This is a genomic window from Synechococcus sp. JA-3-3Ab (assembly GCF_000013205.1).
Lineage (GTDB): Bacteria > Cyanobacteriota > Cyanobacteriia > Thermostichales > Thermostichaceae > Thermostichus.
The window spans coordinates 806,379-827,069 of the sequence record NC_007775.1 but is presented as its reverse complement, the minus strand read 5'-3'; the positions used below and the strand labels follow the sequence as shown (position 1 = coordinate 827,069).

The 20,691-nt window shown below is 60.5% G+C and carries 20 protein-coding genes; 14 read left to right on the top strand and 6 right to left on the bottom strand.

What is annotated here, in order from left to right; translation table 11 throughout:
• Positions 1–3 precede the first annotated feature (3 nt).
• The 5 genes from CYA_RS03810 to CYA_RS03790 form a co-directional block, all read right to left on the bottom strand.
• A complete protein-coding gene (locus CYA_RS03810; protein ID WP_011429705.1) occupies positions 4–1,188 on the bottom strand; it encodes a pyridoxal phosphate-dependent aminotransferase in 1,185 nt (394 codons plus the stop codon).
• Positions 1,189–1,231: 43 nt separating this feature from the next.
• Entirely contained in the window at positions 1,232–1,789 is a 558-nt protein-coding gene (locus CYA_RS03805) for a hypothetical protein (RefSeq protein ID WP_011429704.1), read from the bottom strand.
• Between the two features lie 82 nt (positions 1,790–1,871).
• Complete coding sequence (locus CYA_RS03800) at positions 1,872–2,555, bottom strand: DUF2232 domain-containing protein (RefSeq protein ID WP_011429703.1); 684 nt, start codon at positions 2,553–2,555, stop codon at positions 1,872–1,874.
• Between the two features lie 501 nt (positions 2,556–3,056).
• Positions 3,057–3,338 carry an RNA-binding S4 domain-containing protein gene (locus CYA_RS03795; protein ID WP_011429702.1) on the bottom strand — a complete coding sequence of 94 codons (282 nt, stop codon included), beginning with the start codon at positions 3,336–3,338 and terminating at the stop codon, positions 3,057–3,059.
• 102 nt (positions 3,339–3,440) lie between these two features.
• Complete coding sequence (locus tag CYA_RS03790) at positions 3,441–4,601, bottom strand: serine hydrolase (protein WP_011429701.1); 1,161 nt, start codon at positions 4,599–4,601, stop codon at positions 3,441–3,443.
• A 407-nt stretch (positions 4,602–5,008) separates the two neighbouring features.
• Here CYA_RS03790 and CYA_RS03785 point away from each other — a divergent pair, with 407 nt between their 5' ends.
• The 6 genes from CYA_RS03785 to CYA_RS03765 all read left to right on the top strand — a co-directional run bounded on the left by CYA_RS03785 (position 5,009) and on the right by CYA_RS03765 (position 9,152).
• Positions 5,009–5,365, top strand: a complete 357-nt coding sequence (locus CYA_RS03785; RefSeq protein ID WP_168175273.1) for a CHRD domain-containing protein — start codon at positions 5,009–5,011, stop codon at positions 5,363–5,365.
• 361 nt (positions 5,366–5,726) lie between these two features.
• A complete protein-coding gene (locus tag CYA_RS15000; protein ID WP_041438154.1) occupies positions 5,727–5,864 on the top strand; it encodes a hypothetical protein in 138 nt (45 codons plus the stop codon).
• Positions 5,865–5,950: 86 nt separating this feature from the next.
• Complete coding sequence (gene mutY / locus CYA_RS03775; RefSeq protein WP_011429699.1) at positions 5,951–7,027, top strand: A/G-specific adenine glycosylase; 1,077 nt, start codon at positions 5,951–5,953, stop codon at positions 7,025–7,027.
• A 151-nt stretch (positions 7,028–7,178) separates the two neighbouring features.
• The gene (locus CYA_RS13985; protein ID WP_011429698.1) at positions 7,179–7,772 is read left to right on the top strand and encodes an IS607 family transposase; all 594 of its coding nucleotides are present in this window, start codon (positions 7,179–7,181) and stop codon (positions 7,770–7,772) included.
• A complete protein-coding gene (locus CYA_RS03770) occupies positions 7,660–8,844 on the top strand; it encodes an RNA-guided endonuclease InsQ/TnpB family protein (RefSeq protein ID WP_148203179.1) in 1,185 nt (394 codons plus the stop codon). Before CYA_RS13985 ends, CYA_RS03770 begins: the two co-directional genes overlap by 113 nt.
• Positions 8,845–8,876: 32 nt before the next feature.
• A complete protein-coding gene (locus tag CYA_RS03765; protein WP_041438897.1) occupies positions 8,877–9,152 on the top strand; it encodes a hypothetical protein in 276 nt (91 codons plus the stop codon).
• A 57-nt stretch (positions 9,153–9,209) separates the two neighbouring features.
• Here CYA_RS03765 and CYA_RS03760 read toward each other — a convergent pair whose 3' ends face one another.
• Positions 9,210–9,542 (bottom strand): hypothetical protein, encoded by a 333-nt coding sequence (locus CYA_RS03760; protein WP_011429695.1) that lies wholly within the window; start codon positions 9,540–9,542, stop codon positions 9,210–9,212.
• Between the two features lie 91 nt (positions 9,543–9,633).
• On the opposite strand from CYA_RS03760, the gene rnc reads away from it, so the two are divergent.
• From rnc to CYA_RS03720, 8 genes are all read left to right on the top strand, one after another.
• On the top strand, positions 9,634–10,359 hold the full coding sequence (rnc, locus tag CYA_RS03755; RefSeq protein ID WP_011429694.1) for a ribonuclease III: 726 nt from the start codon (positions 9,634–9,636) through the stop codon (positions 10,357–10,359).
• 237 nt (positions 10,360–10,596) lie between these two features.
• Positions 10,597–12,618 (top strand): NAD-dependent DNA ligase LigA, encoded by a 2,022-nt coding sequence (gene ligA / locus CYA_RS03750; protein ID WP_011429693.1) that lies wholly within the window; start codon positions 10,597–10,599, stop codon positions 12,616–12,618.
• Between the two features lie 542 nt (positions 12,619–13,160).
• A complete protein-coding gene (gene clpX, locus CYA_RS03745; protein WP_011429692.1) occupies positions 13,161–14,507 on the top strand; it encodes an ATP-dependent protease ATP-binding subunit ClpX in 1,347 nt (448 codons plus the stop codon).
• 76 nt (positions 14,508–14,583) lie between these two features.
• Entirely contained in the window at positions 14,584–15,243 is a 660-nt protein-coding gene (locus CYA_RS03740; protein ID WP_011429691.1) for a potassium channel family protein, read from the top strand.
• Between the two features lie 62 nt (positions 15,244–15,305).
• Entirely contained in the window at positions 15,306–16,712 is a 1,407-nt protein-coding gene (locus CYA_RS03735) for a TrkH family potassium uptake protein (protein WP_228375436.1), read from the top strand.
• Between the two features lie 198 nt (positions 16,713–16,910).
• Entirely contained in the window at positions 16,911–18,011 is a 1,101-nt protein-coding gene (locus tag CYA_RS03730) for a phosphotransacetylase family protein (protein ID WP_011429689.1), read from the top strand.
• Between the two features lie 416 nt (positions 18,012–18,427).
• Positions 18,428–18,928 (top strand): ribonuclease H family protein, encoded by a 501-nt coding sequence (locus CYA_RS03725; RefSeq protein WP_011429688.1) that lies wholly within the window; start codon positions 18,428–18,430, stop codon positions 18,926–18,928.
• Positions 18,929–19,024: 96 nt separating this feature from the next.
• Complete coding sequence (locus CYA_RS03720) at positions 19,025–20,671, top strand: DUF3352 domain-containing protein (protein WP_099834641.1); 1,647 nt, start codon at positions 19,025–19,027, stop codon at positions 20,669–20,671.
• Positions 20,672–20,691 lie beyond the last annotated feature (20 nt).

The following is a 20,691-nucleotide window of genomic DNA, read 5'->3' as shown; positions in this document are numbered from 1 at the left end:
CCCTCAGAGGGAAGACAGGAAGCGGTGCAGCCGTTCCAGTCCTTTTTCAAGCGTGGCGCGGTCGGCGGCATAGGAGAGGCGGATGTAGGACTCTGCCCCGAAGGCCACCCCCGGCACGGCGGCCACGTGATGTTCTTTGAGCAGCCGTTGGCAAAACTCTACCGAACCCAAGCCGGTTTGGCCGATGTTGACAAACACATAAAATGCGCCCTCCGGCTCCGGGAAAGTCACCCCCGGCAAGGTGCGGATCCCTTGCACCATCAGATCCCGTCGCTGCCAGAATTCTTGGCGCATCTTCTCCACCGCTGCCGCCGAGAGGGGGCTGGTGAGAGCCTCCAGGGCGCCGTACTGGGCAAAGGTGCAGACGTTGGAGGTGCTGTGGCTTTGCAGGCTGATGGCCGCCTCGATGATGGGCTTAGGGCCCGCCAAGTAGCCAATCCGCCAGCCGGTCATGGCATAGGCTTTGGCGAAGCCGCTGCTGAGGATCAGTCGCGGCATCAAGTCAGGGCAAAGGGATCCCAGGCTGATGTGGCGGGCTTGGCCGTAAACCAGCTTTTCGTAGATCTCATCGCAGACCACATAGAGATGGGGAACCGAGAGGATCACCTCTGCCAAAGCTGCCAGCTCCTGCCGGTGATAGACAGCGCCGGTGGGGTTGGCCGGCGAGTTGAGGATGAGCAACTTGCTGCGGGGGGTGAGGGCCTGGCGCAGTTGGTCGGCGGTGAGCTTGAACCCCTGGCCCTCTTGCGTCTCCACCCGCACCACCTTGGCCCCGGCCAGAGCCACCATCTCGGGATAGCTAACCCAGTAGGGGACGGGCAGGATCACCTCGTCGCCGGGATCCAGGAGCACCATGGCCAGGTTAAACAGGGTTTGCTTGCCGCCGTTGCTAATCAGGATCTGGTCGGGGCTGTAGTCCAAGCCGTTTTCTCGGCGCAATTTGTCTGCCACCGCCTGGCGCAGGGTGGGGATCCCGGCAGTGGGGCCGTAGCGGGTTTTGCCCTCTTCCAGGGCGCGGATGGCGGCAGCCCGAATGTGCTCAGGGGTGTCGAAGTCCGGCTCGCCAGCGCTCAGGATACAGACATCCAGACCCTCTGCCCGCATGGCCTTGGCCAGAGCCGAAATCGACAGCGTTGCGGAAGGAGAGAGACGAGCAACCCGTTGGGACAAGCCGGCAGCAGACACCATCAGTTGGGGATCTGGGGTAGCAGGTTGGGTTAGTTTTAGGCAGTTAGGCCACCGCTGTCAAGAGGCGGCTGCCATCCACCAGCAGCAGCTTATGACCCTCCCGCTCCGCCAACAGATCCCAAAACTCGCCGGCGACGGCCCCCGGCAAGAACCCTTCCAGACGCAGCTGCAGGGGGGGGAATTGCTTGTTCCCCTGGGGCTTGCGCCGCACCGTCACCCAGATGAAGCCGTCGTGGGGCTCGACGATGCCGCGAATGTTAAAGCCCTCCTCTACATCCTCGGGGGCAGGCAGAAAGGGCTCGTCCAGATCTGGATCTTGCTCCTCCTCCGGCAAGGCCAGGATGCGGATAACGCTCAGGCCCAAAGTGCCGCCCGACCGCGGCTGCGGCTGCACGTAGTACCAGTAGGTGTGGCCGCTCTCGATGCAATAGGTGAAAGGGCGCAGCAGCTCCGCGCGGCCAGGGGTGGCCGGATACTCTACGCCATCGGCGGCAACCAGCGTCGCCTGAGCATAAGTCTGCGGGATCGATTTTAGGGATCCCTTGATCAAGCCCAGGGCGCGGAACTGGTAGGGGTAGGCAGGAGGGGGCAGTGGGTTCATCAGGAACAGGGGTAGAAGCTATGGGGGTAGGGTCTACAAGTTTATCCCATAGCGGTAGTCACCTTAGAGGTATAGGCGGCTGCTAATCCAGCAAAAATTGCACCCACTTCGGCGGCGGCGGCAGCGGACAGCGGAAATGCTCCATCACCAGAGCTGCCACCAAATGCACCGTGAAGACGTAGACCAGGGAGTTAAAGGCGATAAACCCTGCCACCACCACCTGAACCATCCAGGGTTCTGCCACCCAGTACACGCCCAGCCTGGCCAGAGACACATCCAGCAGCCAGTTGGTCAAGCCGGTGAGTTGGATGGTGACGTAAGTCCAGAGGTTTTCCCCCACCAACAGCGAGGAGAGCAGCAACTGGAAAACGAGGCCGAAAGCGCTGAGGGCAGCGCCGCTGGCCACCGAGACATACCAGGAAAGGCGCCGCCGCCATAGGCGGGCACACCAGTAGCCCAGCAGGCCGTAGGGAATGACGTAGAGAATGCTGCGCGTGGGCCCCATCAGCACCGTCAGCAACAGAGCAGAGACCGCCAGCGCCATCGCCCCGGTGCGGGGATCCCAGCGCATCACCGCCAGCGCCACCGGAATGGGGAAAAACAGACGCATAAACGGGGCCAGCGGCGTGTAGCTCAAGATCCAGATCAAAGCAGCAGTGCTGGCTAAGAAAGCTGTCTCCACCACCCTTAGAGCCGGAGAGCGGGGAGGTGGCGGGGGCAAGGGAGGAAAATCCTGCTGCACAGGAGGCTGAGGGGACGCAGGCACAGCGAGAAAAAGAAAAGAAAACTGTTCCCAGCTTAGGTCAGCGGTTGTGGAGTTGGTTGCAGTTGGGGAGCAAGGGCTCGGCTACTTGACCTTGCCGCTCCGCAAGACTTACACAACGCTAAACAAAAACGAACTTTTGTCCAGCGTCGTTGCTTCCTTTCTACTTCCACGACCCATACCTCGTTGGTTGCCCAACCCCCCCTTAGTCCCCCCGTATACGGGGGGATGTAGGGGGGCAGAGGAGTCTTCACAGGCGTAACTTCCCGTCGTTCGCGGCAGCGGGCCGTAGGCCTTGAACACAGTTGGCTGGAAGGGAAGAACCTGTTCACCACAACCAACTGACAGCTCTAGAGCTTGCACTTGTACTCTAGCTGTCGCCGAAACTCATAGAACCCACAGTCAGCAATGCTGCCTACCAACTTGTGGTTCTTGAGCATCCCTGAAACGTAAGGACGCCGTCCCGCTGACGCGAACAGTTTTTCTCAGCAAAACCCTGACTGACTAGAGGCAGACCCGACCTCCCCCTGTGGCAGAGCTCTGGATCCTCTTCCCATCCCAGCCCACCTGCCAAACTTGGCCCGCTACTGCCACCTCATCCCCCAGGCGTAACTTGCGCCCTCGCCGGGTTTCCACCTCGCCGTTGACCCGCACCTGCCCCGCCTGGATGAGCTGCTTGGCCTGCCCGCCGGTGGGCACAACTCCCGTCAGCTTGAGAAATTGATCCAGTTTGATAAGGGGATCCCCTGCTGGAGGAGCTTGGGAAGGGGGAAGAGTCTCGGCCATAACCTCACCGTTCTGGCTTGGATGTTGGCTGATCCAACTTTTTAAGATCCAACTTTTTAATTTTGACGCTGCTGCTCTGCCGGGATGGGCGATCCCCTAGGGCTACGGGCTATCGGCAGCAGCCGAAGCGGTGGGCTCGCCTTCGGCAGACCAAAACTCATAGGCAGCCTGGGAGAGTTTGGCGATTAGCTCTTCGGCTTTGGGATCGTTGGGAGTTTCCCGCTTTACCCACACTGCTGCCACGTAGCGTCGCCCGTTGGGCAAATCGAGTATGCCGGCATCTCCCACCACCGACCTGAGAGTTCCTGTCTTGTGGGCAATGCGCACCTCTTGGCCCAAGTTGGGGCGAAAATAGGAGGGCCGCTGCGTGCGCCAGAGGATGTCCAAAAAGCGGTCGCGGCTGCGGCGGCTGAGCATTCGCCCCTGCTCCACCTGGCTGAGCAGCCAGACCATGTCGCGCGGGCTGCTGGTGTTGGTGCCCTCCAAATCCGGCAGCCACCAGGAAATTTGCGTGTGCTGCAGCCCCCACTGGCGAAACTTTTGGTTGAGGGCTTCCCGACCGCCGAGGCGATCGATGATGAGGTTGGCGGCGAAGTTGTCGCTGATGGTGCTCATGAGGGTAGCTGCCTCCAGAGCAGAGACCCGGGATCCGAGGGGACGGGTCTGCAATACGCCAGCTCCCCCGCCCCTGAGGTCTTCTCTCAAAGTCAGCCTCTCGTCCAGCCGCACCTGACCCGTTTCCACTGCCTGCAAAAAAGCCAGGAGAATCGGGATCTTGATGACGCTGGCGGCAGGAAAAACCTGATCCGGCCTCACCCCGGCAAAGGCGCCGCTTTCCACCTCCCAGAACAGGGCTCCTGCTGTCAGGCCCGGCTGATCGGCCAGAGCAGCCAAGCGCTCCTGCAAAGCGGGGATTTCCTGTCCTCTTAACAGGTCTGTGGGCAAGGTGGAGGGGAGCTCCTGCATCGCATCCTGTTCTGGCCGGGCAGGAGTGGTCGATTGCAGCAGTTGCGATAGGCCAGCCATCGTCAGGCCCAACATCAGGCTGAGGCCCAGGCCTCGCAGCAACACCTCCAACAGGGCCGGAGACCGCCTCAGGCGGCGAGGCTGGGCAGCTCGTTGGCGCATCCGGGCAATGGCTCTTTGGCGAGAGAGGCGCAGCGGTTGGGGGCGGGAAGCCAAGAGGGATCCCTCGGCAGCCGGAGCAGGCAGCAAGTGGCGAGAAGGGGAGGCAGCCTGAGTGAAGCGGCGCTGACGACGCACCGGATCCCGAGACCTTTCTCGAGCTAAGCTGCTGCCTTTCCCCTCCCCTGTCCTCGCCATAAGAACGACTGCCCCAACGAAGGTCTTGATGACCGATATCGCGACAATTTTACTGAACTTGCGCCGGCGAGCCCGGTTCAATTAAACCCACAGATCGGCGAACCTGGCCTGGGAAAGTTTGGCGAGGGAGAGCTTTGGAGCTTGGCCATCTCCGGCCCTCCACCCCTCCTGAGTCGGCAGTCGGGCTGCTTCGACCTCTTGGGAAGCCCCTCGAGAAGAAGATCGCGGAGAAACAGGGGCAACTCCTCAGGCAATCGCGACCTTGTTCTCCGAGGGTGAATCCGAAGCTCGGCCTGCTCCGTACTTGAGGTGGCTTGTTCTCCGACCGAGGAGCTTTTTCCATATTGTTGACGCTTTTGCTGGATTCGGCCTTGCGGCCTCGTTTTGTCTTCAAAACTTTTTGGGGCGTCTGCCTAGCTGCTGACTTGTTTCTCAGCGGCTGCGGGAGCAGCAACTCGGCGACCCCTGCGCCGGGAGCTGTAGTCTCTACGGCTACCTTGACCCTATCTCCTGCTGCCGAAGTACCGCCGGTAGCGGTGCCCAGCTCCGCCAGCGGCAGTGCTGTGGTCACTTTAAACCAAACCGCCCGTACCCTATCTGTTGAGCAGGTCTCCAGCTTCTTGGCCGGGGCCTACTACCTCAACATCCATACGCAAGCCAATCCTGCCGGCGAGTTGCGAGCCCAGGTGGTTTTCCCTCGCTAAACCTGAGAGGCGACTTCTCAGCCGCCTAGGCGGCGCGGAGCCCTGGGAGGGCACCTTTTATACCTGCTGGGCCGGGTGGACTGTCTCTTGCAGGGCCCCGCCGTCGGCAGGTTGTCTAAATAGCAGGGAAGTTGGCTGCCCAAGCCTCTGCCTGGGCGGCTCCTGTGCTCTAACTTTTGCGACCAGCGGAGGCGGTAGGGCTTGCCCGACGGGGATCCCTCTTTGGGGGGCGGCTCGGATCCGGGCCAAATTGGCTATCCTAGAGATGAGGGGGTTGGTCGATAACGGAGTTTCCCCATCGCGACACGTATCCCAAGTGAGATCCTCGACACCCCAAAGCCGAAGCTGGTGGGAGGCAACAATGGCTGACTACAACCGCGGCATTATGAGGTTCAAGGGGGCGGATAGCCCAATTGTGGTTCTGATCTCGGCCAGCATTGTGGCGGGGGTGGTCTCGGCCCTGATCTGGTGGGCGTTGCACTTCGCTTACGCGGCTTGAGATCCCAGGTTCCTTCTCGACGGACTGGAAGAGAGTCCGAGGTTGCGGTTGCTGGCGAGCAGTCGCTAGGTTGGAGCAGCGCAGTTTTGCAGCGCCTGCGGCAGTCCTTGCAGCGTTGGTACTGCCAGCAGGGTCGAGATCTGCCCTGGCGACGCACGCGGGATCCCTATGCCATTTGGGTGGCGGAGGTGATGCTGCAACAGACCCAGGTGGCAACCGTGATCCCCTACTTTCAGCGCTGGATGGAGGCTCTGCCCGGGATCCCAGAGTTGGCGACGGCTCCGCAGCAACAAGTGCTGAAACTGTGGGAAGGGCTGGGCTACTACCGGCGGGCGCTGAATCTGCACAGAGCTGCTCAAATCCTGATGCAGGAACACGGGGGCCAGTTTCCCAGGAATCTGGAGCAGGTGCTGGCGCTGCCGGGGATCGGGCGCACCACCGCTGGCGGCATTCTCAGCGCCGCCTTTGACCTGCCCCTGCCGATTTTGGAGGGCAACGTCAAGCGGGTGTTGGCCCGCCTGGTGGCTTTGCCCCAGCCGCCGGCCCGTTGTCTGCCCCTGTTGTGGCGGCTTTCGCAGCAGTTGCTGGATCCCGAGCAGCCGCGCACCTTTAACCAGGCCCTGATGGACTTGGGCGCGACCATCTGCCGGCCCCGGCAGCCTCGCTGTGGCCAATGTCCTTGGCAGGCCGATTGCGCTGCCTACAATCGAGGTCAACAGCAACACCTGCCTATGTCTGAGCACCGTCCCTCGCGCCCTCACAAACAGATCGCGGTGGCCATCGTTTTGCGAGGGAAAGAGATCCTCATCGATCGGCGGCTGGAAAGCTCCATGCTCAGCGGCCTGTGGGAGTTCCCCGGCGGCAAAATCGAGCCGGGAGAAACCCCTGCGGAGTGTGTGGTGCGGGAGGTGAAAGAAGAAATCGGCATCGACATTGAGGTGGTGGCTCCGCTGGCCACCATCGAACATGCCTACACCCATTTCACCATCACCCTTATTGCTTTTATCTGCCGCTATTTGCGCGGAGAAGCTCAAGCCCTGCAATGCAGCGAAGTGCGCTGGGTCGAGCCGGCGGAGCTGTCGCAATTTCCCTTTCCGGCAGCCAACCAAAAGCTATTTCCCTACCTGTACGCTTGGCTGGAAGCGCGAGGGCATCTCTTATAATCCGCCAAACTGCTTAAATCCCTCCGGCTTTGCTCGCACAAGACATCCGATAGGATGATAGGTTTCCTGCTGAGGTGAGCATGACTCTAGTCAATGATATACTGGACTATACTGAAAATAATGTACAGTATGTTCAGTATAGCTGCTTGGTATGGCTAGGTATGTAAAACCGAGAGAAGCGGCGGATTATTTTGGGGTGTGTCTCCACACCTTGAGGCGATGGGAACAGAAGGGCTGGATCCATGCAGTACGTACACCATCCGGTAGGGCGAGAAGGTATGACCTCGACAGCTACATCAGAACGCCAAAGAAAGCCAAACGAGTCGTTTTGTACGCCCGAGTCAGCAGTCGAGGGCAGAAACCAGACTTGGAGAGACAGATTGCAAGACTGGTTAACCTATATCCTGGAGCCGAGGTGGTCGGAGAGATTGGCGGCGGTCTCGACTTCAAAAGACCAAAGTTCCTTGCCTTATTGGAACGAGTCCGTGCAGGAGATGTCGGAACAATTGTGGTCGCTCACCGGGATCGACTCTGCCGGTTTGGATTTGAGTTCGTTGAGTGGTACTGCTGTCAATACGGGTGCGAAATCTTGGTTCTCGATGACGATCACCTTTCTCCCCAACAGGAACTGGTTGAGGATATCCTCACCATCCTGCACTGCTTCAGCAGTCGGCTCTACGGACTCAGAAAATACCGGGCTGCAATCGAGAAAGATACGGATTTATCCGGAGCCAGCGCTGGCTAAAGTTTGGAAGCGGTGGCAAGCGGCGTGCCGGTACTGCTACAACCAAGCGATTGCCTATCAGCGTCAGCATGGTGCCCCAAAAACGGCCAGAAAGCTGCGGGACATCATCCTGCGCTCCGACCTGCCCGGGTGGGTGAAGGACGCCCCCTGCCACATCAAGCAGAACGCGGTCGTCGAGGCGTGGTTGGCGTTTCGCCGAAGCAAAGACGCGAGGTTTCGCAGTGTGCGGGACAGGTCGCATACGCTGCAATTCAACGCCGGCAACTTTCGCAATGGGACGTGGTATCCGAAACTCACCCGAGGTTTGGCGTTCCGCGCATCCGAGGAGATGCCCAGAGAATGGGCACGTGGAACTGAGCTAATGCGGGTGAAAGACAGATGGTATGCCATCTTTCCTGAGCCCGTGAACGAGCAGTGTTCGTTAGCAAAGGGGGTGATCGCACTTGATCCTGGAGTAAGAAGCTTCCTTACAGGGTTTGATGGGGCGGGCTTTGTAGATATCGCCAAGGGAGACTTTGGCAGGATCGTTCGGCTGTGCTACCACCTAGACGATCTGCAATCTAGGCTGAGTAAAGCACCGAGACCCAAGCGTAGGCGAATGCGGCAAGCGGCGTTTCGTCTGCGGGAGAGAATCAGGAACTTGGTGGACGAGTGCCATCGCAAGGTAGCGGCGTTCCTAACGGATAACTACCGATTGATATTCCTCCCCACTTTCGAGTCAGCCCAGATGGTTGCCAAGGCAGGGAGGAAGTTTGGTAGCAAGACAGCAAGGGCGATGCTCACCTGGGCGCACTATCGGTTCAAGCAGTTCCTGAAGTTTCAAGCCAAGAAGAAAAACGTGGTTGTCGTGGAAGTATCGGAAGCGTACACCAGCAAAACCTGTACCAAGTGCGGGCACATCCACACCAAGTTGGGTGGCGCAAAGGTGTTTAGATGCCCAAAGTGCAACCATAGGCTACCACGAGATTGGCAAGGCGCTCTGGGTGTTATGCTCAGAGCTTTGCAGGATACCGCCATCCTGTTCAGCAGTGGGCAGGATGCTATCGCTGCACCGTTGAGCGATAATGCTTAGCAGTGTTCAGCGTAAATGTATCAGGCACGGATATGCTTGTCACTCTGGAAAAAGCTGGGGAGATTCTTGCCAAAGGATCCCATACGGCGATTACGACAACAGACGGCAAGATCGCGCTGGTGCCAAAAGGAAAAGAGAACCTTAAGCTGACGGCCGCTGAAGCCATTAACTTGATGTTCTACGTCGTCCGCTCTGCCGACCCCCCAGAAGCAGTGATGGCACAACTGCAAGAGGCCGTTGCCAAGGCGCAAGCCCCTGATCCCGCCGAAGAACGCGCCAGAAGATATCGAGAAATCCGCGGAACTTAGCAGAAGCCGGTCGAGTCGGTTGCTCCAGGGCTCTCTGGACTAACTCGAGTTCCAGAATCAGAGGCTGGCAGGGCTGAGGGGAACCAATTTCCCGTCCGTAGTCAACCCCAGCAGCATCGGCTCCTGTGGCTGGATGGCCTGGCCAGTGAGGGCGCAACGCTGGGGCCGCTGAGCCGTGGCGGGGAAACTGGCCTGAATATCCTCGGCGGTGAGGGTGGCAGCCTCTTGAGAGTGGCGCAAGACATAGCCCCAGAGAATTTCGCGGATCAAGGCCTGGTAGCCCTGGCCGCCGGCCAACGCCTTCAGTCGTTGCTTCAGTTCCCGCTCCAGACGAATGCTGGTCACCTCCATCTCGGTGGTGGGAGTGCGAGGGTGGGCGTGGGCATGCATGCAGGGATCCTCTCCAAAGGCTTATACTACTCCTGTAGCACAAGGTGAGCACTGAGAGCATTCTAGGTGTAGAGATTTTGCCGCAGGTTTTATGGTTGAGCCGATCCCACCTCGTCGCCGCGCCTTAGAGCACCTGCTGAACCGGTTGGGGTTCAAGGATCCCGCCTGGCTGGAGCAACTGCGCTGGGATCTGTTGGATCAAGCTTTGATTCACCCTTCTCTGGATGGCCAGCGCAACAACGACCGGCTGGAGTTCTTAGGGGATTCTGTCCTGCGCATTTTGGCCACTGAGTTCTTGTTCCAGTCCTATCCCCACTTGTCGGTGGGAGAGCTGACCGCAGTTCGCTCGGATCTGATCAGCGATGCCCACCTGGCGGAACTGGCGGATCTGCATGGCCTAGAGCGCTACCTTGAGGTGGGATCCAGCTCCCAAAACGACCTGGCCGGACGGGAGCGGCGCTTAGCCGATGCTTTTGAGGCGGTGTTGGGATCCCTATACCTGAGCTGGGGCATGCACACCCTGGCCCGGCTGCATCCTTGGCTGGATCCCTACTTTCGCCAACGGGTGGAGCAGTGGTTCCAGGATCCCACTCGGCGCAACCCGAAAGCCGCGCTGCAGGAACTGACCCAACGCCTATGGGGCACCTTGCCGGAATATCGTCTGGTGGCTGCCCGGGAACACCCGCCGCACTTCACCATGGAAGTTTGGGGCCACGGCCAATGTTGGGGCCGCGGCGAGGGGCGCTCCAAAAAGGCGGCAGAAATGGCCGCTGCGGCCCAAGCCTACGGGCACTTGCAGTCGCAGGAAATAAGGTAGGCGCCACTACGAGGCGCTCCATGGGTGGCAACCGCTGTGGTAGCCGGCCTCTGCTTCCGGCACCGCCAGCCCGCTTCTACGGGGAGTTCTCGCCTCATCTCGCCTGCAGCTGCAAGCTGGGATCTGCATTGCCCAGCTTTTTGGGGGTTAGGCTGACAAGGGGGCAGAGCAGCGGCAGCCTGAGAGAGATGAGAGCGTTGAACCTAAGCTAGACCTAGCCAACGGTGCAACAAGAGTATGGATCCAAAATTGGAACAGCGCGCCCGCGAGCTGCGCGCTCTGCTGCAGAAGGCCAGCATTGCCTACTACGTCCACGATGCCCCCATTCTGGAAGACAGCGTTTACGACCGCCTCTACCGCGAGCTGCAGGAGCTGGAGCGGGCCTACCCCGAGCTCATCACCCCCGACAGCCCCACCCAGCGGGTAGGGGAAAAGCCCGCCGAGCAGTTCCCCACCGTTTCCCACCGCATCCCCCTCTACAGTCTGGAAAACGCCTTCAACCTGGAAGAGCTAAAGGAATGGCAAGAGCGCCTGTGGCGGGTTCTGGGGCGCACCCCTGAGGAAGGGGAGCTGGAATATGTGTGCGAGCTGAAAATTGACGGCGCTGCCCTGGCTCTTACCTATGTGGATGGGCTGCTGCAGCGGGGGGCCACCCGCGGCGATGGACAGTCAGGTGAGGACATTACCCCCAATATCCGCGCCATCCCTTCTATTCCCCTGCGCTTGGCAACCGCCGCTCCCCCGCCGGTCCTGGAGGTGCGAGGAGAGGCCTATCTCCCCATTGCTGAGTTCGAGCGCATCAACCGGGAGCGATGCTCCGCCGGGGATCCCCCCTTTGCCAACCCGCGCAACTGCGCCGCCGGCACCTTGCGCCAGTTGGATAGCCGCGTGGTTGCCGCCCGCAAGCTCAGCTTCTTCGCCTATGCCCTCCACTGGCCGGAGGGGTGGCCAAGCGGGGATCCCCCCCAAACCCAGTGGGAGTGTCTGCAGCGGCTAAAAGACCTGGGATTGCCCGTCAATCCTCTGTCCCAGGTGTGCCGGGGCCTCGAGGAGGTGGTCCAGTTCTACGAGCGGTGGCGGCAGGCCCAGCTTCCCTATGCCTGTGACGGTGTGGTAGTGAAGCTCAACTCCCTGCGGCTGCAAGAGGAGGCCGGCTTTACGCAAAAATTCCCCCGCTGGGCCATTGCCCTCAAATACCCTGCCCAGGAAGTCCCCACCCGCATTCGCGCCATCGTGGCCAGCGTAGGCCGCACCGGAGCCGTCACGCCGGTGGCGGAGCTGGAGCCGGTTCTTCTGGCGGGCACCACCGTCAGCCGCGCCAGCCTGCACAATGCCGATCGCCTGGAAGAGCTGGATGTCCACATCGGCGACACCGCCATCGTGCGCAAGGCCGGGGAGATCATCCCTGAGGTGGTGGGGATCCTCAAGGAGCTGCGCCCCCCCGATGCCGTTCCCTACCGCCTGCCCAGCCACTGTCCCGAGTGCGGCACCCTTTTGGTTCGCCCTGCCGGCGAGGCGATAACCCGCTGCCCCAACCCAGCTTGTCCGGCCAAGATCAGGGGGCAACTGCAGCACTGGGCCAGCCGCGACGCCATGGATATCGAGGGCCTGGGGGAAAAGCGGGTGGCCCAGTTAGTAGAAAAGCTGGGGGTGCGCACCGTGGCCGATCTCTACCGCCTCACCCCGGAACACTTGGAGAGCCTGGAGGGGATGGGATCCCGTTCCAGCCAGAAGCTGGTGCAGGCCATCCAGCGCTCCCGTCAACAGCCCTGGGAGCGCGTGCTCTACGGGCTGGGGATCCCCCATGTGGGGGTGGTGACCGCCCAGATTTTGGCCCAGCATTTCCCCGCCCCAGAACTCTTGGCCCAGGCCAGGGCTGAAGACATCGCCCAAATCTACGGGATAGGGGCGGAAATTGCCGAGGCGGTGGTGGCCTGGTTTGCCGATCCCGCCCACCAGAAGTTGCTGCAGGAGCTGCGGGAGCTGGGGATCCCTGCCCTGCCCCGGCAAGCGGCCCCTGCCGTCTCCCAGGTTCTGGCTGGGAAGAAGTTTGTCATCACCGGCACCCTGCCTACTCTCTCCCGCCAGCAGGCCAAGGCTTGGATTGAAAGCCGCGGCGGCAAAGTGACCGCCAGCGTCAGCCGCCAAACCGACTATGTGGTGGTAGGGTCGGATCCCGGCTCCAAACTCAAGCAGGCCCAGGCTTTGGGGATCCCTCTCCTGAGCGAGGCGGAGCTGCTGGCGTTGGATCCGAAGTGATCTCCATCCTTGACGAGAAAAAATTTGGGAAGGCCGGCTTGTCCTCGCCCTGGCGATGGTTTATCATGCGATTCTGTGAGGAGTGGACGCCAGAGGGGGAAGAGGACGAAACACGGACAGTCCCTTCCCCTTTTTGGTGCTCAAGATCTACCCTGGTTCCGCTCCAGAGGGTATCCAACCGAACCAAAAAGCCCACTTGCTTCCGACGACCGTCTCTGCCAGAGTTAGGAACATTCCACTATCATGAGAGTAGCGGAGACGCATGTTTCCGTTCACTCCTCACACCATCCGCCGCTCGACGTCGAGTCGGGCGGTTTTCTTATCAACTTTCTATCCAATCGCCGCAGAGCTATCCTCTACAGCCGGCTTAGGAAGCCCACAAGCTGGAAGGAAGTGCTAGACTAGTAGGTCAGTAAGTTCTGTCCCTTCAGTATTCCTACGCCTCTGCGGCCGCGCCCCACGTTTAAGCAGCACCAGAGCGTCCTGTCTTTCCTGGAATTCGCCGAACACAATAGCCAAGAGCAAACAGCAACGAGGATCCCATGGCCAAGCATGACTCCCACCTGAGATGCTCCTTCTGTAATAAGTCCCAGGATCAAGTGCGTAAGTTGATTGCGGGGCCGGGGGTCTACATCTGCGACGAGTGTGTGGAGCTGTGCAACGAGATTTTGGAGGAGGAACTCTACGACGGCAATACCCCACCTGCCACAGCCCCTGCTGCCAGCCGTCGCGAAACTCCTAGAAAATCCTCTCGCAGCTTGCCTTCTCTGGCACAGTTGCCTAAGCCGCGCGAGATCATGCGCTACCTTGACCAGTACGTGATTGGCCAAGAGAAGGCCAAGAAGGTTCTGTCGGTGGCGGTTTACAACCACTACAAGCGGCTGGCTGCTAAGGCCAACCCCAACAGCCTCGGAGCTGCGGAGCTGGATGAGGTGGAACTGCAAAAGTCCAACATTTTGGTCATTGGCCCCACCGGCTCCGGCAAAACCCTGCTGGCCGAAACCCTGGCCCGCATGTTGGATGTGCCCTTTGCCGTTGCCGATGCCACTACCCTCACCGAAGCCGGCTACGTCGGCGAAGATGTGGAAAACATCCTGTTGCGCCTGCTGCAGGTGGCGGACATGGATGTGGAAGAAGCCCAGCGCGGCATCATCTACATCGACGAAATCGACAAAATTGCCCGCAAGAGCGAAAACCCTTCCATTACCCGCGACGTTTCCGGCGAAGGGGTGCAGCAGGCTTTGTTGAAGATGCTGGAGGGAACTATTGCCAACGTGCCTCCGCAGGGAGGGCGCAAGCACCCCTACCAAGACTGCATTCAAATCGACACTTCCAACATTCTCTTCATCTGTGGGGGCGCTTTTGTCGGCCTGGAGAAGGTGATCGAGCAGCGCATTGGCAAAAAGTCGATGGGCTTTATCAAGCCAGGGGAGCAGCTAGCAGTTACCCGTGAGCAACGCCTGGCCGATGCCCTCAAGGCGCTGGAGCCGGAGGATTTGATCAAGTACGGCATGATCCCAGAATTCATAGGGCGGCTGCCGGTGGTGGCTACCCTGGATCCCCTGGACGAGAAGGCCCTCGAGGCCATCTTGACGCAGCCTAAAAATGCCATCCTCAAGCAGGCCCAGAAGCTGTTGCGCATGGACGGGGTGGAGCTAGAGTTCGAGCCGGCTGCCATTTCTGCCATTGCCAAGGAAGCCTACCGTCGCAAAACGGGGGCGCGGGCGCTGCGGGCCATTGTGGAAGAGCTAATGCTGGACGTGATGTACGAGGTTCCCTCTCGCCGGGATATCAAATACGTGCGCATCACGGCCGAGATGGTGGAGCGCCGTTCCACGCACGAGCTGATCCCTCACCCTTCCACCCTGCCTAAACCTGAGTCTGCCTAGGGTCACAGCCCTGCTGGATCCCGCTGCGTCGGCATATGATCAGTGTTTGGTCTTGCAAGGAAGGGCAAGGGGGCGCATGGGGCGGGCGGATCGCGAGTATGCGGTGATCGGTCTGGGACGCTTCGGCACGAGCTTGGCCCTCACGCTGATGGAGCGAGGGCACAATGTTTTGGGGATCGACCGCAGCCGGGAGATTGTGCAGCGTCTGGCGGATCAGCTAACGCAGGTGGTGGCGCTGGATTCCAGCGATGAGGATGCCCTGCGGGCGGTGGATATTCTCTCCTTCGACACCGTGGTGGTGGCCATCGGCAGCGATTTCGAGAGCAATCTGTTGACGACGGTGGCCCTCAAGAGTTTGGGGGTGCGCAACGTGGTTTGCAAGGCTTCGACAGAGCGGCAACGCTCGATTCTCTTGCGGGTGGGAGCGGATCGGGTGGTGTTGCCGGAGCAGGAGGCGGGGCGACGTTTGGCTCAGGTGCTGACGGCACCAGGGATCCTAGATCAATTGGAGCTGGAGCCGGGTTACAGCATCACCGAGCTGGAGGTGCCGGAGGCGCTGGTGGGCCATACGCTGGCGGAGTCGGACTTGCGTCGCCGCTTCGGCATCACAGTTTTGGTGGTGAAGCGAAAACAATCGTTGGTGGTTTCTCCCCCGGCAGATTACCTGCTGGAGAAGGGGGATCTGCTGGTGGTGCTGGGGGCCAATACCAACATCTCGCGGCTGAACGAGATGTAACGGGGGATCCGATGAGAGAGGGCTGCGTCCCGCCGCCGCAACCCGAGGGGGCTGAGGGATGGGTGTCTCCCCGATCTTCAGGAACCCCTCGCCCGACGCTGCCTCAGTCCTCTTGGATCCCGGCCAGTCGCTTACACCGGCTCTTTTTTGGGGACAGGCGTCGCCCGCTGCCGCCGCCCCTGCGCCTGGTCGCGGGGTTGGGCCTGCTGGCGGTGGTGGGGACTTTGCTACTGATGCTGCCGGGAATTGGGCGCGGGGATCCCTTGAGCTGGAATGAGGCGCTGTTTACGGCCATGTCCGCCCTGAGCGTAACGGGTCTCTCGACGATTGTGGCGGCGGAGGATCTCACTTTGTTCGGCCAGATCGTGTTGCTGCTGTTGATCCAAATTGGCGGGGTCGGCTTCATGGTGCTGGCGGTGGTGGTCTTTCAACTGCTCGGGCGGCGCATTTCCCTGCTCAACCGCTTGGCGCTGTGCAACTCGCTGGGCCTGATCGATCCGGGGGCTATTCTCGAATTGACGCGGCGGGTGTTGATCGGGGTCACCCTGATTGAGCTGGGCGGAGCTTTGCTGCTCTGGGTGCACTGGCGGGATCTCTATGGCCCGGGTCGGGCGGTTTTTCTGGCAATTTTTCACGCCGTCTCTGCTTTTTGCAATGCCGGGTTTGATCTATTTGGGCAAGAGGGGATCCCCACCGATGGACTGTCGCTGGCGATCTTGGCGGCTCTGATTTTTATCGGCGGCTTGGGCATCCCGGTTTTGTCGGATCTGCTAACTTGGCCCCGGGGCCACCGCCCCTCTCTGCACACCCGCATCACCCTGGTCGTGGTGGTGGTCTTGCTCTGCACGGGCGGACTGGGGATGTTCTTGGCCGAGAGCTTGCCCCAGGGATCCTTGCAGGAGGTAAGCTGGCCCCGCCGCTTGGGCCTGACATTTTTTCAATCGGTTTCGGCCCGTACCGCCGGGTTCGCCGGGATCCCCATTGAGGATTTGACCCCGGCAAGTCAGTTGTTGCTGATGGCTCTCATGTTTATCGGGGCAGCTCCGGCTTCCATGGGGGGTGGCATCACCACCGGCACCTTGGCAGTGTTGGTGTTGGCCTTGTGGGGCTATGCCCGCGGTTTGCCCAGCGCCCAGATTGCGGGGCGCAGTTTGGATCCCTCGATGGTGCGCAAGGCAGCAGCGGTGTTGACCGTCTCTCTGTTCGTGGTGCTATTGGCAACTTGGCTGATCTTAATTACCCACCACCACAGCAGGCTGGATCCGGTGCTCTTCGAGGTCATCTCCGCTTTTGCTACCTGTGGCCTCTCGACGGGGTTCACGGGGGAGCTGAATTTGTTCGGCCAACTGATTATCGTTTTGGTGATGTTCTGGGGCCGGCTGGGGGCGTTAACCATTGTCCTGGCTTTGGCCCAGCAGCAACCGCGTCAGTTGGTGATCTACCCGGAAGAGCCAATTTTAATCGGGTAATCTCCTGACCAGAGGACAAGGAAATCCAAAGGGGGAGAGTAGAGGTTGGAGGTGGTTCCCCAGCTCACAGCCCCGCCGGGAAATCTCCAGCTTCCCTCGGAGGCAGCCCCGAGGTTTCCCCCAAGCGGCCTCCGCTAGACTGAGTAACAGGTAACCTCAGCTACACCCTCGTTGTCCCTTGCGTATTGGGAGCTTTCCGTGTCCAAGTTCCTCCTAATCGGTTCTACCGAACCTTTCAGCGGCAAGTCGGCGGCTGTCTTGGGTTTAGCCAAGCATCTGCAGCAACAAGGAGTGAAAATTACTTATGGGAAGCCGCTCGGATCTTGCGCCCGGGAGGATGAATCCCCGGAAGGGATAGACCCGGATATGCGCTTTGTAGCGGAGACGCTGCGGCTGACCCAGATGCCACCCATGCTTTTCCAGCTCGACGAAGAGGCGTTGCTGACCCATATCCAGCAGTCTCCGGGGGAGCCAGATCCCGCGCGCTCTGTCGCCCCTCTGCTGAAGTTTGCCACGGGATCCGCTGCGGATTTGATCCTGCTAGAGGGCCCGGCCGATCTCTACGAGGGCGAGTTGTTCGGCCTCTCCCTGGCCAAAATGGCCCAAGCCCTGGATGCTCAGGTACTGCTGATCAGCCGCTACCATTCCCCTTTGGCGGTCGATTCTCTTCTCTTTGCCCACCGCCAACTGGGATCCCATTTGGCCGGCGTGCTGCTCAACGATGTGCCACCCGACCAGATGGAGCCGGCAAAGACCATCGTTCGACCCTTTCTGGAGGCGCAAGGGATCCCGGTTTTGGGCATTTTGCCCTCCCACCGCATTTTGCGCAGCATCAGCGTTGGGGAGCTGGCGCGGCAACTGGAGGCCGAGGTGCTCTGCTGCCCGGATCGGATGGACTTGATGGTCGAAGACATCGCGGTGGGGGCGATGAACGTCAACTCCGCCTTGAAGTACTTCCGCAAGCTGGAGCACAAGGCGGTGATCACCGGCGGCGACCGCACTGATATTCAACTGGCCGCCCTGGAAACCTCCACCCTCTGCCTAATCTTGACCGGCAAGCTGCCTCTGGATCCCCGCATCCGGGCGCGGGCCGAAGAACTGGAAGTGCCGATCCTCTCCGTGGATCTGGATACCTTCACCACCATCAATCGCATCGAGCGGGTTTTCGGCCAGATCCGCCTGCACGAGGAGGTTAAGGTTCGCTGCATCCAGGAGTTAATGTCAGCAAACTTTGACTTTTCCCGCCTTTATGCCCATCTGGGCCTGACACAATCCCTAGCGTCGGCAGCAGGTGCATAAAAAAGTTATCTAGGGCTTCTCTACATCTAGCCCTTAGTAAGGCATATGTTCAGATGAGAAACACTATCTGTAACCAAGGGGGAACAGATTTTCTCTACCGTCCTGATTTCTAGTGTCTGGCGCTTGCTCCCGTTTGCAATGATTTCTGCAAGAAAACGCAGAGATCGTTTGCCATTTGCGGCTACCCACCGGCTTCAAGAGATATCATGCAAGTATTCATCACCTCAACACACCACTCCTCCCCCAGCTTTTCTGGGGGTTTTTATTCGCGCTGTTTGGCCAAATAACTCGGCTTCTGATGCCTCTACAGGCTTATGCTGCCGGTAGCGCGAAAAGATACTTTTCCAGCCACGACGGCGCCGACAGGCCCTCCAGGGGGTAGAATGCAGTTGCCGGTGTCGGCTAGGGATCCCATCATGGCCAAGAGCTTACGTCCGGGCAACCGCCAAGTAGCACCTCCCCCACGGCTGGCCGATTGCCCTCCTAGTGGCATTTTTACCGACGGGGGCTGTTCCCCCAATCCAGGGCCAGGGGGATGGGCGGTGGTGGTGGTTGAGGATGACCAGATTGTGGATGAGTTTTACGGAGGGGATCCCGCCAGCACCAACAACCGTATGGAATTGACCGGCCTCATTCGGGCTTTGCAATATTGTCGCGACACCCAGAGCAACAGCATAGACACCATCTACAGCGATTCCCACCTTTGCGTACAGACCTACAACGATTGGATGGAGCGCTGGGCAGCGCAGGGGTGGCGGCGGCGCACGGGGCCGGTGGAAAACTTGGATCTGGTGCAGGAGCTGTATCAACTCAAGCAGCAGTGCCCGCAGGTGCGGGTGGCCTGGATCCCGGCCCATCGGGGTCTGCGCTGGAACGAGTATGTGGATGAGCTGGTCGCCCGCGCCCGACCCAAGTAGCTGATTTATTTCGATACTTCGGTGAAGGCCTGGGATCACAGACAGGGGCTAAGTCCATCGCCTATGCTCAAGAGGACGGCTCGTTGCAGGTGGGGTATGCAGGCCCAACTTTATCGTCGCTCTCGTCCGCTCTCCCTGACGTTGATGGCGGTGGGGAGCTCTTGGCTTTTGGGATCCTGTCAGCTCAGGGCACCCCAGGTGCAGTTGCCTGGCGATGTTCTGCCCGAGACGGCGCTGGTTCCCCAATCGGCACCTCTGGTGCTGGCCCTTTCTACCAAACCGGAAGAGTCGCTCCGCACCCACCCTGACCTTTTGGCCCGTTGGGAAAGCTGGACGGCAGAAGCTTGGGCCAGCACTGGCCAGGAGTTTTCTCGGGAAGAGATGCAAGCTTGGGCCGGGGATCACTTTACGCTGGCGGTGGTGATCCCCAATTTGGTGCCAGGGGCGGCGGAGCCGGTGCCTGGGATCCTGTGGGGAGCCAGCACCCGCAACGCCGATCTGTCCAGGCAATTTCTGGCCCAAGTGCGGCAACAGGCAGAGGCAGAAGGGGCCAACTTTGAGCAGCGCCAGGAGCAAGGAGTGACTCTCTACGTGCAAACCAACGGCAAGCCGGGCGAACGGTGGGTGACGGCGGAGTTTGGCAACCGCTTCGTGGCCCTGGCCAACGATCCCAAGGTGATGCAGCGGGCGATTGCTGTCTATCGCGGCGAGGCGGAGCCCATCAGCCGCGCCGAAGGTTTCCGCACCGCCGTGGGCGATCTCTACCAGAAGCCGGGCACCCTGGCTTTTGCCTACTTCAATTTCCAGGCCCTCCACGACGACCCCACATCCTTTAAAGATTGGATGCCGGATCTAGATCCGGAAGAGCTGGGATCCCTGCAGCCGCTGCGCTCTCTGGCCATGGCCGCCCACTGGCGGGAGCAGGGCCTGCAGATGCGCATGCTCACCCAACTGGATCCCCAAACCCCGCTGCTGGGCAAGTGGCAAACCGCCCGGGGCGAGCTGATCCGGCGGCTGCCCGGCAGTGCCCTGGCGGTGATCACCACCCAGCAGGTGGCCCAGCGCTGGCAAGCGGTTGTCTCTGAACTGGAAAAGGATCCCCAGGCCAAAGAGTTGCTGGATGAGCTGCGGGCCGAGTTCCGGGCCAATACCCGCCTGGATTTGGATCAAGACCTGATGGCTTGGCTGGACGGGGAGATGGCCCTGCTGGTGGCGCCCGATGCCCAGGCCCACCCCTTCTTGCAGGGCATGGGGGCGGCTTTGCTCGTCGAGACCAGCCAAAAAGACAAGGCCAACGCGGCCCTGACTCAGTTGGATCGGCTGGCCCAAGAATCGGGAGTAGGGGTAACGGAGGCGGGTGGACAGGTGACGTGGGCGGATCCCTTGTTTAACCGCCCGCTTTTGACCCGCGCCTGGGAAGGCAACTATTTGATCGTGACCAGCAGCACGGCGGCGCTGCAAACCCTCGCCCAACGCCAGGGCAATTGGATCCCTCAAACCGAGCCGCTGAAGACCCTCTACGAGCAGTTGCCCAAGCCCAACTACGGCTACTTTTTGCTCAACTGGCGCGGCATCCGCACAGTGCTAGAAGCCGCTTTGCCGGGTGGGCTGGCAAGCTTGGAGCCGGAGGCCCGCGAGCTACTGACCCGTATCGATGGGTTGGGGATCACCAGCTACCCCGTCGGAGATCATGCCCTTGGACTGGAGCTGCTGGTCACGGTGCCGCCCAAGCCACAGCCGTAAGAGAGGGGCCGGCGGTGAGG

Excerpts from the sequence above, each read along its gene's own strand:
- CYA_RS03740 (WP_011429691.1), top strand. The coding sequence starts at position 14,584 with ATGGGGCGGGCGGATCGCGAGTATGCGGTGATCGGTCTGGGACGCTTC.
- CYA_RS15000 (WP_041438154.1), top strand. The coding sequence starts at position 5,727 with ATGGCTGACTACAACCGCGGCATTATGAGGTTCAAGGGGGCGGATAGC.
- CYA_RS13985 (WP_011429698.1), top strand. The coding sequence starts at position 7,179 with ATGGCTAGGTATGTAAAACCGAGAGAAGCGGCGGATTATTTTGGGGTG.
- CYA_RS03805 (WP_011429704.1), bottom strand. The coding sequence starts at position 1,789 with ATGAACCCACTGCCCCCTCCTGCCTACCCCTACCAGTTCCGCGCCCTG.
- CYA_RS03765 (WP_041438897.1), top strand. The coding sequence starts at position 8,877 with ATGCTTGTCACTCTGGAAAAAGCTGGGGAGATTCTTGCCAAAGGATCC.
- CYA_RS03810 (WP_011429705.1), bottom strand. The coding sequence starts at position 1,188 with ATGGTGTCTGCTGCCGGCTTGTCCCAACGGGTTGCTCGTCTCTCTCCT.
- CYA_RS03725 (WP_011429688.1), top strand. The coding sequence starts at position 18,428 with ATGGCCAAGAGCTTACGTCCGGGCAACCGCCAAGTAGCACCTCCCCCA.
- CYA_RS03760 (WP_011429695.1), bottom strand. The coding sequence starts at position 9,542 with ATGCATGCCCACGCCCACCCTCGCACTCCCACCACCGAGATGGAGGTG.
- rnc (WP_011429694.1), top strand. The coding sequence starts at position 9,634 with ATGGTTGAGCCGATCCCACCTCGTCGCCGCGCCTTAGAGCACCTGCTG.
- CYA_RS03720 (WP_099834641.1), top strand. The coding sequence starts at position 19,025 with ATGCAGGCCCAACTTTATCGTCGCTCTCGTCCGCTCTCCCTGACGTTG.
- ligA (WP_011429693.1), top strand. The coding sequence starts at position 10,597 with ATGGATCCAAAATTGGAACAGCGCGCCCGCGAGCTGCGCGCTCTGCTG.
- clpX (WP_011429692.1), top strand. The coding sequence starts at position 13,161 with ATGGCCAAGCATGACTCCCACCTGAGATGCTCCTTCTGTAATAAGTCC.
- CYA_RS03795 (WP_011429702.1), bottom strand. The coding sequence starts at position 3,338 with ATGGCCGAGACTCTTCCCCCTTCCCAAGCTCCTCCAGCAGGGGATCCC.